The organism is Bacillus sp. EKM208B, from assembly GCF_011800725.1.
Lineage (GTDB): Bacteria > Bacillota > Bacilli > Bacillales > Bacillaceae > Bacillus > Bacillus velezensis.
Map to the genome: position 1 here is coordinate 155,980 of NZ_JAANHO010000001.1, position 14,866 is coordinate 170,845.

Here is a 14,866-nt window from a genome sequence, read left to right on the forward strand (position 1 = left end):
GCGATCAATGAATTTACGTATAGGTGTTATCGGAACCGGTGCTATCGGAAAAGAGCACATCAACCGCATCACAAATAAGCTGTCCGGAGCGGAAATTACCGCTGTCACAGATGTGAATCAGGAGGCCGCGCAGCAGACCGTTCAGGATTTCAATTTGAACGCCTCCGTTTATCCTGATGACGACAGCCTCCTCGCTGCTGAAAATGTGGATGCCGTCTTAGTGACAAGCTGGGGCCCGGCTCACGAGTCCAGCGTTTTGAAAGCGATTCAGCACGGCAAGCACGTGTTTTGTGAAAAGCCGCTTGCGACAACGGCAGAAGGCTGTATGCGCATTGTCGAGGAAGAAATGAAGACGGGAAAACGATTGGTGCAGGTAGGTTTTATGCGCAGATATGACAGCGGTTACGTTCAGCTGAAAGAAGCGATCGATAACCGCGTGGTCGGCGAGCCGCTGATGATTCACTGTGCGCACCGCAACCCGACAGTCGCATCGAATTATTCAACGGACATGGCCGTCGTCGATACGCTCGTTCATGAAATTGATGTCCTCCACTGGCTCGTCAATGACGACTATGAATCCGTACAGGTCATCTATCCGAAGAAATCAAAAAATGCGCTGCCGCATCTGAAAGATCCGCAGATGGTCATCATCGAAACAAAAGGCGGCATCGTCATCAATGCCGAAATCTACGTGAACTGTAAATACGGCTATGACATTCAATGTGAGATCGTCGGGGAAGACGGCGTCATCAAGCTTCCGGAACCGTCAAGCATCAGCTTGAGAAAAGAAGGGACATTCAGCACCGATATCCTGATGGATTGGCAGCGCCGATTTGTGGCTGCGTATGATGTGGAAATTCAAGACTTCATTGATTCGATCCGGAAAAAAGGCGAAGTCAGCGGTCCGACGGCATGGGACGGTTATATTGCCGCGGTGACAACTGACGCGTGCGTAAAAGCTCAGGAATCCGGGCAGAAAGAGCCTGTGGCGCTGCAAGAGAAACCGGCATTCTACCAATCATTTACGACTGTGAACAAATAATAGATCGGGAGTGAAAGAAATGAAACTGGCCTTAGATCCATCCATGTACCGCGATGATTTAACGTTAGAGGAAATGGTCTATAAAACGGCGGAGCTCGGATATGAATATATCGAATTGTCCCCGCGCGAGGATTTTTGTCCTTTCTACAAATATCCGAAAATCGATTCAGCAAAAATCAAACAATTGAAGCGCCTTTTAAAGGATACAGGTGTGAAGCTGTCCTCTCTTCTTCCGCTTTACCACTGGGCGGGTCCTGATGAAGACCGCCGACAGGCCGCCGTGCGCAACTGGAAACGGGCGATCGAAATTGCGGTTGAACTTGAAGTGGATTTGATGAACAGTGAATTCAGCGGTTCAAAATATGATCCTTTGACAAGTGAAGAAAAATTCATCAAATCCATGGATGAACTGCTGCCCGTTTTTGAAAAAGAAGGCGTTAAACTCAATCTTCAGGCTCACCCGTATGATTTTATCGAAACGCACAAAGGCGCGATGGATATGATCCGCGCGCTTGATAAGGATTGGATCAATCTTGTCTACTCGACTGCGCATACGTTCTTCTATGATGACGGAAAAGGCGATATTGCGACCATGTTTGATGAAGCCGGCGACCGCCTTACACATGTTTTATTTGCAGATACTTTTAATCATAAAGCGGCGCACGGCCTGCGTTACATCGTCAACCCGCCTGATGCGAAAGTAACGGTTCACCAGCATTTGGACATCGGGCAAGGCGAGGTTGATTTTGAGACGATTTTCAGAAAGATGAGAGAGATGAAATTCGACGGAATTGCGACGAACGCCGTTTTTGCTTGGGTCGGCGAAAGAGCGGATGAATCAAGCCGGACCACGCTTAAGAAATTAAAGGAAGAACTGGGTATGGCATAAGCTGAGTACGGAGTTCGGCGGAGCGGGGCAAAAAAGCCCTCCAGCCGGACTCCCTTCATATCGAAAACGCGGATGGGAGAGGCTGACATGAAACTTTGCTTTAATGAAGCGACTACGCTGGAGAATTCAAACCTGAAACAGGATTTAGAACTGTGCGAAAAGCACGGCTATGATTATATTGAAATCCGCACAATGGATAAGCTGCCGGAATATTTAAAAGACCATTCACTGGCCGATCTGGCGGAATATTTTCGAACCCATCACATTAAACCGCTTGCCCTGAACGCACTGGTTTTCTTCAACAACCGTGATGAGAAGGGCTATAGGGAGATCATTTCGGAATTCAAAAGCATGATGGAAACCTGCAGGACGCTCGGCGTGAAATACGTAGTGGCCGTGCCGCTTGTGACAGAGCGGAAAATCTTGAAAGAAGAGATCAAAAAGAGCAGCGCAGAGGTGCTGACTGAGCTTTCGGACATCGCGGAGCCGTACGGCGTAAACATTGCCCTTGAATTTGTCGGCCATCCGCAATGCACGGTCAATACATTTGAACAGGCGTATGACATCGTGAACGCTGTCGGCCGCGATAATGTCGGACTGGTGTTTGACAGTTTCCATTTCCACGCGATGGGCTCCAATATTGAGAGCTTGAAGCAGGCGGACGGAAAGAAAATTTTCATCTATCATATCGACGATACAGAGGACTTCCCGATCGGCTTTTTAACGGATGAAGACCGCGTCTGGCCTGGACAGGGTGCGATTGACTTAGACGCCCATCTGTCAGCGTTAAAAGAAATCGGATTCAATGATGTTGTCTCCGTAGAGCTGTTCAGACCTGAATATTATAAGCTGACTGCGGAGGAAACGATCAAAACGGCAAAGGAAACAACGGAAGCCGTCGTATCAAAATACTTCATGAAGGAGGCGTGAACATGGCTTTTGTCACCATGAAACATCTTCTTGCAGAAGCGAAACGGGAGCATTATGCAGTCGGCCAGTTTAATATCAACGGCCTCCAATGGACGAAGGCGATTCTGCAAGCGGCGCAAAAGGAGCAATCGCCGGTCATCGCAGCGGCTTCCGATCGTCTGGTCGACTATTTAGGCGGATTTAAAACGATTTCCGCCATGGTCGGCGCGTTAATGGAAGAAATGGCGATTACCGTTCCCGTCGTGCTCCATCTTGATCACGGAAGCAGTGCGGAACGCTGCAGACAGGCCATTGACGCCGGATTCAGCTCAGTGATGATTGACGGCTCCCATCATCCGATTGATGAGAACATCGCGATGACAAAAGAAGTCGCCGATTATGCGGCAAAGCAAGGCGTCTCAGTAGAAGCAGAAGTCGGCACGGTCGGCGGCATGGAAGACGGGCTGGTCGGCGGGGTCCGCTATGCCGATATCGCCGAATGTGAGCGGATCGTCAAAGAAACCAATATCGACGCGCTGGCCGCCGCCCTCGGCTCCGTCCACGGCAAATATCAAGGTGAACCGAATCTCGGATTTAAAGAAATGGAGGCTATCTCCCGCATGACTGATATTCCCCTCGTTCTCCACGGAGCATCCGGGATTCCGCAGGATCAGGTCAAAAAAGCCATCACGCTCGGCCACGCGAAAATCAATATCAACACGGAATGTATGGTAGCCTGGACAGACGAAACACGCCGCATGTTTCAGGAAAACGGCGATCTGTACGAACCGCGCGGCTACATGTCACCCGGCATTGAAGCCGTGGAAGAGACAGTGCGAAGCAAAATGAGAGAGTTCGGATCAGCCGGTAAAGCCGTAAAACAGCAGGTCGGCTGATGAAAACAGAACCGCCATGATGGCGGTTTTTTGTGCGGTGTTGCGCCCGTACGCCCGAAACGATTATGATGATGGCAGCAGTGTAAGAAACGGGAGTGGTTCAGTTTGAATAAAATCATGATTGTGGAAGACAGTGAAGACATTCGCGGACTATTGCAGAATTACCTTGAAAAATACGGATATCAAACCGTGGCCGCCGCGGATTTCACGGCTGTTCTTGATGTTTTTTTGCGGGAAAAGCCTGATGTGGTGCTGCTTGATATCAATCTGCCGTCTTATGACGGCTATTATTGGTGCCGCCAGATCCGCCAGCATTCTACAAGCCCGATCATTTTCATCTCAGCCAGAAGCGGAGAAATGGATCAGGTGATGGCGATTGAAAACGGCGGAGATGATTATATCGAAAAACCATTTTCTTATGATATTGTGCTGGCGAAAATCAAAAGCCAGATCCGCAGGGCATACGGAGAGTACGCTGCCAAGCAGGGAGAGAAAGTGGTTGAATATGCCGGTGTGCAGCTCTTTGTGGAACGGTTTGAACTGCGCTTTCAGGACGAAAAAAGTGAGCTTTCTAAAAAAGAAAGCAAGCTTTTGGAAGTGCTGCTGGAGCGGGGAGAAAAGGTGACGGGAAGAGACCGGCTCATGGAAAAAACGTGGGACACCGACATTTTCGTCGATGATAATACACTTAACGTGTATATCACGCGGCTCAGAAAAAAACTGCGGGAGCTGAATGCGCCTGTTTCCATCGAATCGGTGCGGGGCGAAGGCTACCAGCTGAGGGCGCTGTCATGAAGCTGTTTCTCCGGTCTCATGCCGTGCTGATTCTGCTTTTTCTCCTTCAAGGGCTGTTTGTCTTCTTTTATTACTGGTTTGCGGGTCTTCATTCTTTTTCCCACCTGTTTTACATATTGGGCGTGCAGCTTCTTATTTTGGCGGGTTATCTTGCCTATCGCTGGTACAAAGACCGCGGCGTGTACCATTGGCTCAGCTCGGAGCAGGAAGGGACGGACATCCCGTATCTCGGTTCTTCGGTGTTCTGTTCAGAGCTGTATGAAAAGCAGATGGAGCTGATCCGGCTGCAGCACCAGAAGCTTCATGAGACCGAAGCCAAGCTTGACGCGCGGGTGACGTATATGAACCAATGGGTGCACCAAGTAAAGACGCCGCTGTCGGTCATTAATTTAATCATTCAGGAAGAAGATGAGCCCGTCTTTGAACAAATCAAAAAAGAGGTTCGGCAGATTGAATTCGGGCTGGAGACGCTTCTTTATTCATCAAGGCTCGACCTGTTTGAGCGGGATTTTAAAGTCGAAGCGGTTTCCTTATCAGAGCTTCTCCAATCGGTTATTCAAAGTTATAAACGATTTTTTATTCAATACCGCGTTTATCCGAAAATGGACATTCGCGATGATCATCAGATTTACACCGATGCGAAATGGCTCAAATTTGCGATCGGCCAAGTGGTCACAAATGCGGTCAAGTATTCGGCAGGCAAGAGTGACAGACTTGAGCTGAATGTCTTCCGCGATGAAGACAGGACGGTGCTTGAAGTCAAAGATTACGGTGTTGGCATTCCCTCGCAAGATATCAAGCGGGTGTTTGACCCTTATTACACCGGCGAAAACGGGCGGCGTTTCCAAGAATCTACGGGGATCGGCCTCCATCTCGTCAAAGAAATTACGGGCAAGCTCAATCATACGGTGGACATCAGCTCGTCCCCCGGTGAAGGGACATCGGTCCGATTTTCATTTCTTACAAAAATGTAAGGCTGCGTTAAGAAAACAACATAGCTCGTTTTGTTTCCCCTTGATAACATGGATTTATGTCAAGGGGATTTTTATGTTAAATGCCCCGGCACTACATGAAAGCAGCCCAGACCAACAAGAATAAAACCATAAGGAGGATTTTCATGGCGAATATGCTTGAAGTCAAACATATAAATAAAACCTATAAAGGACAAGTGTCCTATCAAGCTTTAAAACAAATTTCGTTTTCAATAGAAGAAGGCGGGTTCACGGCGGTGATGGGACCGTCCGGCTCCGGAAAAACAACGCTTTTGAATATCATTTCAACGATTGACCGTCCGGATTCAGGCGATATCCTGATTCACGGAGAAAACCCGCACCGCCTGAAGCGGACAAAGCTCGCTCATTTCCGCCGCAAGCAGCTCGGATTTGTGTTTCAGGATTTCAACCTTCTGGACACGCTGACGATCGGTGAAAATATCATGCTGCCGTTAACGCTTGAAAAAGAAGCGCCGTCTGTCATGGAAGAAAAACTGCACGGCATCGCGGCAAAGCTCGGAATCGAAGACCTGCTCAACAAACGGACGTTTGAAGTATCCGGCGGACAGCGCCAGCGGGCCGCCATCGCAAGAGCGGTCATTCATAAGCCGTCACTCATTCTGGCCGATGAACCGACGGGCAACCTTGATTCCAAAGCGTCAAAAGACGTCATGGAAACGATGCAGAGCCTGAATCAGGATGATCATATCACGGCTTTGATGGTGACCCATGATCCGGTTGCGGCAAGCTACTGCCGCCGCGTCATCTTTATAAAAGACGGCGAACTGTTTAATGAGATTTACCGCGGGGAAAACCGCCAAGTCTTTTATGAACAGATTCTTGATGTGCTGTCTATGCTGGGGGGAAACGCAAATGACCTTTCTTCAGTTCGCTTATAAAAACGTCACGAGAAACAAAAGGGCCTATCTTGCTTTCTTTTTAAGCAGCGCTTTTTCCGTTTTGATTTTCTTTACCTTTGCGATGTTCCTGTTTCATCCGGCACTAAAAGAAGGCTACCTGAATAACATCGCCAGAAAAGGCTTAACCGCCGCGGAATGGATGATCTTTGTTTTTTCTTTCTTATTTGTTCTGTATTCGGTTAACGCATTTTTGAAATCGAGAAATAAAGAATTCGGTATTCTGCTGATGCAGGGTATTACGCCGGTGCAGCTGAGAAAGCTCATTACGGCGGAAAACATGATCATCGGCGTCATGTCGATCGCAGCCGGGATTATCGGAGGATTCATTTTTTCGAAAACGTTCTTTACGGTCGGCGCTTATATTTTAGAAATGGACGCGCTGCCTCTGTACATGCCTTGGAAAGCGCTCGGCATTACGGCCGGCGGATTTCTGCTCTTATTTTTCCTTTTATCGCAGTTCACGATCCTTTTTGTCAGATCAAATACGGTGATCAAATTAATAAAGGGCACTGACAAGATCAAGCCGGAGCCGAAGCCGTCCGTGCTTCTGTCCTTATTCGGTATCGCCTGTCTTTGCGGCGGGTACGGCATGGTTCTGAAAGGCAATGTCCACGGGACTCAACCGTTCATCATTTTACTGCTTACCGTCATCGGCACGTATTTCTTTTTCAGCCAAAGCAGCATCTGGATTCTGCGCGCGCTGAAGAAGTGGAAAACCTTTTATCTGCGCGGGAAAAATGTCATTTGGGTTTCTGACCTTGTTTATCGTTTAAAAGACAACGCCCGCCTGTTCTTTATCGTCAGCATTATTTCCGCGGTTGCGTTTACTGCGACAGGCGTGCTCGCAATGTACAAATCGACCGTCGGGGCGGAAGAGTCCGCCTATGAGATGGAGTATGTATCTTTCAGCAATAATTCAAAAGAAAAGACTCATTTGAAAGATATTGACCATGAACTGAAAACACACGGCTTTACGTATAAGAAAGACAAAATAAATGTTTCCTATGTCCGCTATCAGGAAGGAGATACTGTTCCGCCTGTTTACATGATCAGCAAATCGGATGTATCAAAATACTTCCATGTCAAGCTGAGCGGCCTGAAACATGATGAGACTGTCTATTTCCCGGGCACGTATGACCGCAATTTCAAAAACGAAGCGCCGGATCAGCTGAAGCTGCTGAACCAAAAAGGCAAGCCGTCTGACCAAAAACTGACGGTAAAAGAAGTCAAAAAACCGCTGATCTCATTGAATGCCATCATCGCGGTGAACGATCAAACCTTTGATCAGCTCAAATCACTCGGTGATAAAGCGTCATTATACGGCTACAGCTACGATCATTGGAAAGACAGTCTTGGGTTCAGCCAATCTCTGAAAGATGAAATCTACGGCAACTATATCGACGTGCATTCTGATTTTATGTCAAAAGCCGGCACCTACTATGATACGGTGCAGCTGCCGAGCCTGAGTTTATTCATCGGCCTGTTTATCGCAATTGTCTTCTTTGTCGCGGCAGCAAGTTTCTTATATTTCAGGCTGTTCACCGATTTAGATGAGGACCGGGAGCGCTACCGTTCACTGGCCAAAATCGGCCTGAGTGAGCGTGAAATGGCACAAAGCGTGACAATACAATTGGCCATTCTTTTCTTCTTTCCATTTGTCATTGCCGTCATGCATACGCTGTTTGCTTTGAGAACATTGGCCGTGGAAGGCTATTCCGATGTAGCGGGGCCGCTCAGTCTGACCATCGGAGGGTTTTTCATCTTTCAACTTCTGTTCTTCCTCGCGGTGCGGACAAGCTATTTGAAAAAAATGAACAAGTAAGGGGAGTGCAAAGATGAAAAAAGCATTGGCAATCCTGGCCGTCTTGGCGGCCGCTGCCGTCATATACGGACTTCTCTTTTTTCATAATGATGTTACAGACAGATTTAATCCGTTTATTCACCAGCAAGATGTTTATGTACAGATTGATCGAGATGGCAAACATCTTAGCCCGGGCGGTACTGAGTATACATTAGACGGATATAACGCATCCGGGAAAAAAGAAGAAGTGACCTTTTTCGCCGGGAAAGACCTTCGGAAGAACGCGTATTTGAAGGTGAAGGCGAAAGGAAAGTATGTCGAGACCTGGGAAGAAGTCAGATTTGAAGATATGCCGGGCTCCGTACAGTCAAAATTAAAGTGAACATGAAAAGCGGCACAGTGTCATGACTGTGCCGCTTTTTTTATTTTTTATTTTCTTCAGCCCGTTTGATCAGCATGTCGGTGATGATATCCATCTGTTTGCTGACGGCAATCGGGTCATACGGATAGAAGGTGTTGAAATCGTTGATAAAGACACGATTGTTTTTTACGGCATCGAGATTTTTCCAAACGGATGAATCTTTCAGACGCTCAAATGTTTTGCTTTCTCCATTCGGATTGTAATCGGTAATGAACATATAATCAGCCGCATATTGAGGGATGACCTCTTGGGAAACCTGTTTCATGGCGCCCGTTTTCATGATGTCTTTTTCAATTTTGGCCGGCGCTTTCAATCCGAGCGCATTATAAACGGCTTGGCCGCCGCGGCCGGAATTGTCATTGAAAATCCAGATTTCGCCTTTATCCGTCGTTTCATAAAGGCCGACTGTCTCGTCTTTGCCGATCACGTTTTTGAGGCGCTTTTGATTCGCTTCGGCTTTTTTGTTGAAGTCTGCCATAAAGCTTTTGGCTTTATCCTTCGCCCCGGCAATGTCGCCGAATAGGCTGACCGTATCTTTCGTATTCTTTGCGGTGTTAAAAGGAATGACAATCGTCGGTGCGATTTTCGATAGTTTTTCGTATTGGTCATCCTTCATCAGCACGATTAAATCAGGCTTCAGCTGCATCACTTTCTCCACATTGACGGGATTGCCGATGTCCGTGATATTTTTCAGCTGTTTTTTGATAAACGGATTTTTGAAAGCCCATGAGCCCGCCCCGACGACATTTGCGTCAACGGACAGCAGCTCACCTGCATAAAAATCAGTGACGATCCGTTTCGGATGTGCGGGTATGTCAATATTTCCTTTTGTTGATTCATATGTACGCATGTCTGTCTTTCCTTTGCCTGATGCCGATCCGTTGTTTTCCTTCGCGCCGCTGCAAGCGCTTAATGCGAAAACAAGCAGAAGTGCCAGGCCGATCAGCCATGATTGTTTCTTCATAATGATCCCCCTATTTCGGTGATAATGATTATCATTATTAATATAGCAGGAAGACGTCATTCCGTCTATGTTTTTTATAGAAATCCTTCCTTGATTATCCATGTTATAGTAGTAAAGGAGGAGGAATGAATGTTGATTACGAAAAGAGGGACTTGGTGGGAAGTGCTGCACAGCTGGTGGCTGCTGCTGACTTTTGCGCCGTTTGCGCTGACCGCTTTCTTGGCCTTTTTCTATATCGGCTACCGGGCCAAGAACAAAAAATGGCTGAAATACGGACTTATCTATTTTATTATTTTAGCAATTGCTTTTGTGCTGCCGAGCACGCCGGGCGTGTATATCGTGCTGCCTTTATGGGTCATCTCCATCATCCACGGGCTGAAAGTGCGGGCGGCTTATTTGATACAGCTTGATGTGTTTAAACAAAACGTCGAAGCAAGAGCGTTTGAAGCGGTAAGGCATGAGGCGGAAGCAAAATTCGGCGGAAAACCCGCTCATCGCATTGATCTGACAAAACAGAGATAAAAACAAATGACAAAGCCGGTATCTCGCGCTTTGTCATTTGCATGACCGGCCTATTGCTGGTATGAGTGCTGCTGAAACGGTGTGTGATGCTGTGTTTGCGGGAATGAAGAAACATTAGCGTTTGCCATCGGTGCAGGCATGTGTCCGCTTACTTCCTGCTGAAGCTGATTGCACACATTCACGATTTGCTGGCATTTCTGAATGGCCGCTTCATGCCCCTGCAGCGCTTGCTGAATGGTATGAACGGCATGCTGTTCATGGTTAAGCATCTGCTGAAGCATTTGAATGTTTTGCTGTTCCTGCTGGAGCATTTGCTTGTACTGCTGACTGCTTTGCTGTGTCTGCTGAATAAGCTGCTGTGCTGTTTGGCGGCATTGCTGCAGCTGATTTCCGCTGTATTGGTTTTGATACATCATGAAGACCTCCTGGAGTGATTGATTTTACACATTTATCATGTGAAAGAATAGGAGAGGCATTCATGCAAGAAAAGGATTCAAATATTTACCTGTTATGTACAGAGCGGAATACAAGGCTCGGGATGGCCTGTCGAGCTTTGTATTCCGGCCCTTTTTCTCAGAAGCCGCCTTCTGTAGCGTGAAAAGGAATATTGAGTCTGTTTTCGACTGCGCGCAGGCGCTGATTCAAACGGTTTAAGCGGCGGGTATGGATTTCAATGGACTGGCTCAGCCGTCTGATCTGCTCATTCATACGCGTGATTTCCCGGTTTTGGCGCTGGTCTTCTTGTGAGAGGCGGGTGAGCTCTCTCGTTTGCTGGGCGTTTTGTCTTTCAAGCTGGGCGACTCTCCGTTCTAAAGCCGTCGGCTGCCGCTCTTCAGACTGAGGGGGCGCATAATAATAGCTTTCCTGCTGCTGATACGGCTCATACTCAACGCGGTTCACTTCGTATTCCTGCTGCTGAGGGAAATAGGCAGGCGGGGTGTAGTACTGATATGGGTTCATTCATCATTCTCCTTATCTAGTGAAGTCTTTATACACTATGTAGTCAATTGCACAGTGCCACGGCATCTGCCTAAGTTACAGGCGTAAAAAAGCTTCAAAGGAAGGTGATCATGTTGCGGAACATACGGATTTTCATCATGACGGTTCTTGTTTTCGGATGCGTCATGATAACAGGCTGCTCGCAAAAGAAAGCAGACGATACCCCTTTTTATTACGGGACATGGGATGCAGGGCTGAAACCGGGCCCGATGGACGGGGTCAGATCTGAAACCGTCACGTTTACGAAAGACAGCGTGCTGACAAAGCAGGTCATTCAAGGCCGCGGCGAGGTTGCCATGCCCTCAGATGTGTACAAGGTGATCTCACAAAACACGGACGGGACGATCGAGATTGAATACCTCGGACATCCGCACCCCGTCAAAAGCACGTTGAAAAGAGGAAAAAACGGTACGCTCATTTGGAAGATATACGGAGAAACAAAAACAATGACAAGAATAAAAACCGGCGGGGAGGATGCACATGAGAAATAAGGCTGCCGACAGACTCGTTTTGACGGGTGTCATCGTACATATCATTCAATGGTTTTCACTGTTATGGTTATTTTTTATGCTTTTTGATCAGTTCGGGCGTTTTACCATTTACAATCCCAATGTCGTCAACAGCAGCATGCAGTCTTTTTCATTCTTTGATATGATGCGCGCTCTTCTGTTTTCCGGCACGCTGCGGAATACGCTTCTGCTGTTTCTGTTTGCGGCAATGCTCATTTACTTGTGGGTGAACGCTCTGTTTATCCTGCTGGAAATCGTTTCTTATATCATGATCAGGCGGAACAGCCGTTCATTATGGGCATACTTTCCCGCAGCGATGGGAATAAAGCTTGCCCTTCTGGACATAGCGGCCGTCCCTTTCTTTGCGGCGGGGCTGATGCTCTTGAAGCAGAAAACAGACGACGGCGGCGAACAAGCTGACAAGGGGAAAAGACGGCCCCGCATCCGGAGGCAGGCCCGGTATACGAAGAGAAGGCGGAGAAACTTGTCCGTTTGATTTTTCATTGAAACGAAAAAACGATATGATGAAAGCATAAGAAGAAAAGGATACAAAGGAGATGCAGGATGTACAAGTTAATCGCAATAGATATGGACGGAACACTACTAAACGATCATCATGAAGTGACGGCTGAAGTCCGCGGGGCGCTTGATGCCGCCAAAGCGGAAGGGGTCAATATCGTCCTGTGCACGGGCCGGCCGATCGGCGGCGTGCGTCGGTATTTGGAAGAGCTGAACTTACAGGAAGAAGGCGACTTTGTGATTGCCTATAACGGCGCACTCGTCCAAAATACGTATACAAACGGTGTCGTGGCCGAGCAGTCATTAGGCTTTGAGGATTTGAAGTCGCTTTACGAGCTGAGCTTACAGCTGGATACTCCGATGCATTACTTTGACACAGCCAATTTGTACACGCCGAACCGGGATATCAGTGAATACACGGTATACGAATCATACATTACGAAAGTGCCGCTTCATTTCCGCACGATCGATGAAGTGCCGAAGGATATTCTGATTCCGAAAGTCATGTTCATTGACGATCCGGACAAGCTGGAGAAAGCGATCGCTTCCATTCCGGAATCATTCAAAGAAACATACACAATGGTCAAAAGTGCGCCATTCTTCCATGAGATTCTTCACCCGAAAGTCAGTAAAGGAAACGCGGTTAAGCTGCTGGCCGAAAAACTCGGCATTGAACAGAAAGACGTCATGGCAATCGGCGATAACGGCAACGACATGTCCATGATTCAGTGGGCCGGCTGCGGTGTGGCAATGGCCAATGCCATCCCGGAAGTAAGGGAGATTGCCGATTTTGAAACGAAATCAAATAACGAACACGGCGTGGCGCATGCGATTCAGGAGCTTGTGCTGAAAAAATAGGCACCCCATCAGAGGGTGCTTTTTTACCGCGTATTTTGGTGATATGATAAGCGGAGAGGGGAGGCGCGACATGGATCGTGAAAAACAGCAGCTCAGCATAGAAGCGGCAAAACTATATTATCAATCAGATTACAGCCAGCAGCAGATCGCCGAACGGCTTAATCTGTCACGCCCCACCGTTTCAAGGCTGCTTCAGTACGCAAAGGAAAAAGGGTATGTGCAAATTCGCGTCATGGACCCATTTGAGGATCTGGACGAACTAGGCGCGAAGCTGGAAGAAAAATACGGGCTGCTTGAGGCGCACGTCGTCTTTTCTCCAAGCGACGATTACCAGGCCATTACACATTACTTAAGCCGCTATGGCGCAGACTATATGCATAAAACCGTAAAGGACGGCGATATACTCGGCGTAAGCTGGGGGACGACGATGTACCAGATCGCAAGCCGCATGGAGCCGAAGCAGGTAAAGAGCGTTGAAGTCGTGCAGCTGAAAGGCGGCATCAGTCATTCCAATGTCAATACGTATTCGTCAGAAACGATTCAGCTGTTCGCCGAAGCATTTCAGACGATGCCGAGGTATTTGCCGCTGCCGGTTATATTTGACAGCGCCGATGTGAAACAGATGGTCGAGCGGGACAGACATATTAAGCGGATCATTGAAATGGGCAGACAAGCCAATATCGCCCTGTTTACGGTCGGAACCGTCCGGGATGAGGCGCTGCTTTTCAGACTCGGCTATTTCCGGGAAGAAGAGAAACAATTACTGAAAGCACGCGGAGTCGGCGATATTTGTTCGCGCTTTTTTGACGCGGAAGGCAGGATTTGCAGCAGCAGCATTAACGGCCGGACGATCGGAGTCGAGCTCAGCGACTTGAAAATGAAAGAGCGTTCGATTCTGGTGGCGGGCGGCAGCAGAAAATGCAAGGCCATTCACGGTGCCCTGAAAGGAAAGTACGCCAACGTTTTGATTACCGATCAGCATACGGCCAAAAAACTCATTCAAGAATTGTGACAATTCATGAACATAATTTCAATTACCAATTTACATATGTTCAAAATTCGGTTATTCTAAACGTATCCTAGGAAAAAGGAAGTGCATACAATGTCAATTGCAAGTCAAATAGACCATACTGCTTTGAAACCGCATACACAAAAAGCAGATATTTTACAACTGATAAAAGAAGCAAAAGAATATAAATTCGCTTCCGTTTGTGTAAACCCGACTTGGGTCAAACTCGCAGCGGAGGAACTGAAGGGCACGGGAGTTGACGTTTGCACCGTTATCGGATTTCCTCTCGGCGCAACGACATCGGAAACAAAAGCATTTGAAACGAAGGATGCCATCTCAAAAGGAGCCACTGAGGTTGACATGGTCATCAATATCGGCGCATTAAAAGACGGCGATGATGAAGCGGTTGAAGCTGATATCCGCGCGGTAGTTGAAGCAGCTGATAAAAAAGCGCTCGTCAAAGTGATCATCGAAACATGCCTTTTGACAGATGAAGAAAAAGAGCGCGCGTGCCGCTTAGCGGTATCAGCAGGCGCCGATTTCGTCAAAACGTCTACCGGTTTTTCTACAGGCGGGGCAACGGCTGAAGATATCGCTCTTATGAGAAAAACAGTCGGACCGGACATCGGGGTCAAAGCATCAGGCGGCATCAGAACAAAAGCTGATGTTGACAGCATGATCGCTGCGGGCGCGAGCCGGATCGGCGCAAGTGCGGGCGTCTCTATCGTGAGCGGCGGAGACAGCGGCAGCAGCGACTATTAATCAGCAGTGCGGAAGCTGAAAGCTTCCGCCATCCTCTTTCTTTGTTGATGCATAAAAAA

The 14,866-nt window shown here is 47.9% G+C and carries 18 protein-coding genes; 15 read left to right on the top strand and 3 right to left on the bottom strand.

Features of this window, described 5'->3' with window-relative positions:
- Positions 1-7: 7 nt before the first annotated feature.
- The 9 genes from iolG to G9F75_RS00825 all read left to right on the top strand — a co-directional run bounded on the left by iolG (position 8) and on the right by G9F75_RS00825 (position 8,626).
- Positions 8-1,042 (top strand): bifunctional inositol 2-dehydrogenase/D-chiro-inositol 1-dehydrogenase, encoded by a 1,035-nt coding sequence (gene iolG / locus G9F75_RS00785; RefSeq protein ID WP_014419289.1) that lies wholly within the window; start codon positions 8-10, stop codon positions 1,040-1,042.
- Positions 1,043-1,061: 19 nt separating this feature from the next.
- Positions 1,062-1,931, top strand: coding sequence for a sugar phosphate isomerase/epimerase family protein (locus G9F75_RS00790; protein ID WP_167408869.1), 870 nt, complete (start codon positions 1,062-1,064; stop codon positions 1,929-1,931).
- 87 nt (positions 1,932-2,018) lie between these two features.
- Positions 2,019-2,861: a 2-keto-myo-inositol isomerase gene (iolI, locus tag G9F75_RS00795; RefSeq protein WP_012118841.1), complete on the top strand. Its 843-nt coding sequence runs from the start codon at positions 2,019-2,021 to the stop codon at positions 2,859-2,861.
- 2 nt (positions 2,862-2,863) lie between these two features.
- The gene (fba, locus tag G9F75_RS00800; protein ID WP_088056364.1) at positions 2,864-3,736 is read left to right on the top strand and encodes a class II fructose-1,6-bisphosphate aldolase; all 873 of its coding nucleotides are present in this window, start codon (positions 2,864-2,866) and stop codon (positions 3,734-3,736) included.
- 105 nt (positions 3,737-3,841) lie between these two features.
- Positions 3,842-4,531: a two-component system response regulator YxdJ gene (gene yxdJ / locus G9F75_RS00805; protein ID WP_004393241.1), complete on the top strand. Its 690-nt coding sequence runs from the start codon at positions 3,842-3,844 to the stop codon at positions 4,529-4,531.
- Positions 4,528-5,505, top strand: coding sequence for a two-component system sensor histidine kinase YxdK (gene yxdK / locus G9F75_RS00810; protein WP_021494678.1), 978 nt, complete (start codon positions 4,528-4,530; stop codon positions 5,503-5,505). The genes yxdJ and yxdK overlap by 4 nt, the downstream gene beginning before the upstream one ends.
- Before the next feature lie 143 nt (positions 5,506-5,648).
- Entirely contained in the window at positions 5,649-6,422 is a 774-nt protein-coding gene (gene yxdL, locus G9F75_RS00815; protein ID WP_007614823.1) for an ABC transporter ATP-binding protein YxdL, read from the top strand.
- Complete coding sequence (gene yxdM, locus G9F75_RS00820) at positions 6,397-8,265, top strand: ABC transporter permease YxdM (protein ID WP_121984289.1); 1,869 nt, start codon at positions 6,397-6,399, stop codon at positions 8,263-8,265. The genes yxdL and yxdM overlap by 26 nt, the downstream gene beginning before the upstream one ends.
- A 13-nt stretch (positions 8,266-8,278) precedes the next feature.
- Positions 8,279-8,626, top strand: coding sequence for a YxeA family protein (locus tag G9F75_RS00825; protein ID WP_004393256.1), 348 nt, complete (start codon positions 8,279-8,281; stop codon positions 8,624-8,626).
- Positions 8,627-8,666: 40 nt separating this feature from the next.
- Here the strand turns inward: G9F75_RS00825 and G9F75_RS00830 are convergent, their stop codons facing one another.
- Positions 8,667-9,629 (bottom strand): iron-hydroxamate ABC transporter substrate-binding protein, encoded by a 963-nt coding sequence (locus G9F75_RS00830; protein ID WP_043020879.1) that lies wholly within the window; start codon positions 9,627-9,629, stop codon positions 8,667-8,669.
- Between the two features lie 129 nt (positions 9,630-9,758).
- Here G9F75_RS00830 and G9F75_RS00835 point away from each other — a divergent pair, with 129 nt between their 5' ends.
- Positions 9,759-10,151, top strand: a complete 393-nt coding sequence (locus G9F75_RS00835) for a hypothetical protein (protein WP_007407824.1) — start codon at positions 9,759-9,761, stop codon at positions 10,149-10,151.
- Between the two features lie 50 nt (positions 10,152-10,201).
- Here G9F75_RS00835 and G9F75_RS00840 read toward each other — a convergent pair whose 3' ends face one another.
- Both G9F75_RS00840 and G9F75_RS00845 read right to left on the bottom strand, forming a co-directional pair.
- Positions 10,202-10,564, bottom strand: a complete 363-nt coding sequence (locus G9F75_RS00840; RefSeq protein ID WP_007407823.1) for a hypothetical protein — start codon at positions 10,562-10,564, stop codon at positions 10,202-10,204.
- 160 nt (positions 10,565-10,724) lie between these two features.
- Positions 10,725-11,111, bottom strand: coding sequence for a hypothetical protein (locus G9F75_RS00845; protein WP_014419276.1), 387 nt, complete (start codon positions 11,109-11,111; stop codon positions 10,725-10,727).
- Positions 11,112-11,221: 110 nt separating this feature from the next.
- Here G9F75_RS00845 and G9F75_RS00850 point away from each other — a divergent pair, with 110 nt between their 5' ends.
- The 5 genes from G9F75_RS00850 (at position 11,222) to deoC (ending at position 14,807) form a co-directional block, all read left to right on the top strand.
- Positions 11,222-11,641: a lipocalin family protein gene (locus tag G9F75_RS00850; RefSeq protein WP_007407821.1), complete on the top strand. Its 420-nt coding sequence runs from the start codon at positions 11,222-11,224 to the stop codon at positions 11,639-11,641.
- Positions 11,631-12,155, top strand: coding sequence for a hypothetical protein (locus G9F75_RS00855; RefSeq protein WP_063636552.1), 525 nt, complete (start codon positions 11,631-11,633; stop codon positions 12,153-12,155). The genes G9F75_RS00850 and G9F75_RS00855 overlap by 11 nt, the downstream gene beginning before the upstream one ends.
- Before the next feature lie 68 nt (positions 12,156-12,223).
- Positions 12,224-13,036 (top strand): sugar-phosphatase, encoded by an 813-nt coding sequence (gene yidA, locus G9F75_RS00860; protein ID WP_014419274.1) that lies wholly within the window; start codon positions 12,224-12,226, stop codon positions 13,034-13,036.
- A gap of 70 nt (positions 13,037-13,106) precedes the next feature.
- Positions 13,107-14,048 carry a DNA-binding transcriptional repressor DeoR gene (locus G9F75_RS00865; RefSeq protein WP_025650021.1) on the top strand — a complete coding sequence of 314 codons (942 nt, stop codon included), beginning with the start codon at positions 13,107-13,109 and terminating at the stop codon, positions 14,046-14,048.
- Between the two features lie 90 nt (positions 14,049-14,138).
- Positions 14,139-14,807: a deoxyribose-phosphate aldolase gene (gene deoC, locus G9F75_RS00870; protein WP_004393277.1), complete on the top strand. Its 669-nt coding sequence runs from the start codon at positions 14,139-14,141 to the stop codon at positions 14,805-14,807.
- The last annotated feature ends 59 nt before the right edge of the window (positions 14,808-14,866 follow it).